The organism is Chitinophaga sp., assembly GCF_035564935.1.
Taxonomy (GTDB): domain Bacteria; phylum Bacteroidota; class Bacteroidia; order Chitinophagales; family Chitinophagaceae; genus Chitinophaga.
In genome coordinates this window covers 1-2,205 of sequence record NZ_DATMTE010000913.1, presented here as the reverse complement: position 1 = coordinate 2,205, position 2,205 = coordinate 1, and the positions used below count along the sequence as shown (strand labels likewise).

Below are 2,205 nucleotides of genomic sequence, written 5' to 3'. Positions count from 1 at the left end.
GAAGCTGCACTGGCCTGAAGGCTTACAATAAGGAGTAGAATGGCGGCGATTTTCGTACGCCGTAACGTTCTCATGTACAGTCCGGCTGGCACATAAAAATGCCGGACCAAAAACGCAATTAATTGCATACATTTGGTTGGTTTTGGTTGATAAATAAAACAGAACCTGTATTGGTTTATTAGCCCGACCTTAATAGCCGCCCCGTGAGTCAGACGGGGCGGTTTTCTTTTTTTCAGGCTAATGTCTTTATGGTTGTACTACCAGTTTATTGTTTTCAAGTTTGCAATTCACGCCATATATATTAAGGGCTTCGATAATATCCGTTAATTGTACGTTTCGGGCAATAGTGCCGCCGAATGAGCGTTTGGGCAGTTCTCCCTTCATGTCCACTTCTATATCGTACCATCTTGATATTTGCCGGAATAATGCCGGGAGATCTGTGCTGCTCATCATGAACAAGCCCTTCTTCCATGCGATGGCATTTTCTGTTTCTACATTGCTTTCCACGGTGATGCTGTTGTTGTCAATATTTGCCTGTTCTCCGGGCCGGAGCACCTGTTGTTTATTCAGCCTGATGCTGCCGCTCAGCAGGGTGGTTTTTACCTGTGGTTCGTCCGTATAGGCGTTAAGGTTAAAGGCGGTGCCAAGCACTTCCACGATGCCCTTTTCATTGAAGCGTACAGAGAATGGCCTGGTGGCGTCCGGCGCTACTTCAAAATATGCTTCGCCGGTAATCCTTACCTCGCGTGCATTGGCGGGGAAGGCCACAGGGTATCGCAGCGACGATGCAGCATTCAGCCAAACTTTTGTGCCATCCGGCAGTACTACGCTGAACTGCCTGCCTCTTGGCGTGGAAATCGTGTTGTATGCTGTAGCAGCGGTACTGTTTTCTTCAGGATTGTATACCACCTGCCCGTTGTTCAGTATTACATTGGTTCCTGCCTGGTTTGCCACCACACCGTTTTTCATACTGTCGAGCAGCACGGCGGAACCATCTGCCAGCATGAGCACTGCACCTTGTTTTCCGGGCGCCACCGCCTTATGTTGTGCAAGGACAGGCGCTGTGCTTTCACGCTGTTCTGTAAGCCGGTAAATGCTGCCTGCAAGCACAAGCAACCCTATAGCTGCGGCCCAGCTCCAGTAGCGCATCCGCCTTACGGGCGCTTTGCGGGGCAGGTCTACTGATTTCACCTTGTTCAGCAATGGTTGCAGGGATGGATCAAATTCAAGGTCCATATCAGGCACCCCGGTAAGCTCCATGAATATTTCCGCAAGGGCTTCCCGCTCCCGGGGATCTCCCAGGAGCGCATAAAATTCCCGCTGGCCTGCTGCATCCAGTTTATTGTCGAGGAAATCTTTCGTCAGATTATGTAACCGGGTATTTTCCATGCTGTTCATAGTATAAGATCAGGGTGAAGGATGTTTTGTCATCATCTGTCAGAAAAAAAAATTACAGGTGCAGCAAAAGCGCCAGGAGCAGCAGGCCGGAACCGGTGAGCCGTTCCCTGATAATTGCCAGGGCCGCGCTGAGTGCATTGCGTACATAACCGTGCGACAACTGAAGCTCTTCTGCTATTTCCCGCGTAGTTTTTCCTTCCACACGGTTAAGTTGGTATATAATTTTTCTTTGCGGGGGAAGGGATTCGATAGTTTCATGTACAAGGCGGCGGATTTCTTTCAGCTCAAGGGTACTGGTATTGTCGACAGGATTTTGCGTTATTTGGATGGCTTCCAGCCGTTTATCATTTGCTGCATGCCGCTGCAGGGCAAGCAGACTCTGGTTAACAGTGATTTTCCGGAGCCAGGCGCCCAGGTTCTCCACTTTGTCCAGCTTGTCGCGGTGAAGCCACACCTTAATAAATACTTCCTGCACTACTTCCTGCCGGGCATATTCGTTCTTCAATATCCTCATGGCGATGGCAGCGAGCGGGGTGGCCCATGTGGTAAATAAGGAGGAAAAAGCCTGCTCGTCACCTTCTGCTATACGTAACAGGAGCGCAGTTTCATCAGTATGTAAAGATTCTGGCGGCACTTAGAGCGTATTTAAAATTTCCGGGAGTCCTGTTTGGTTGAAAATCCCTTTACGGATGGTTGTTTTAAGTAGTTGCAATCCTGTGGTTGTAGTTGGCTTCAACAACACGACTGAACTTCCCTATAGATTTTATCTGTCGGGATTGGTTTCATTGTTTCACTCACTTAATCAAT

The 2,205-nt window shown here is 48.9% G+C and carries 2 protein-coding genes; both read right to left on the bottom strand.

Features of this window, described 5'->3' with window-relative positions:
- Positions 1–246 precede the first annotated feature (246 nt).
- Positions 247–1,398, bottom strand: a complete 1,152-nt coding sequence (locus VN105_RS23830; protein ID WP_325644940.1) for a FecR family protein — start codon at positions 1,396–1,398, stop codon at positions 247–249.
- A gap of 52 nt (positions 1,399–1,450) precedes the next feature.
- Positions 1,451–2,032: a sigma-70 family RNA polymerase sigma factor gene (locus VN105_RS23825; protein ID WP_325644938.1), complete on the bottom strand. Its 582-nt coding sequence runs from the start codon at positions 2,030–2,032 to the stop codon at positions 1,451–1,453.
- Between the last annotated feature and the right edge of the window lie 173 nt (positions 2,033–2,205).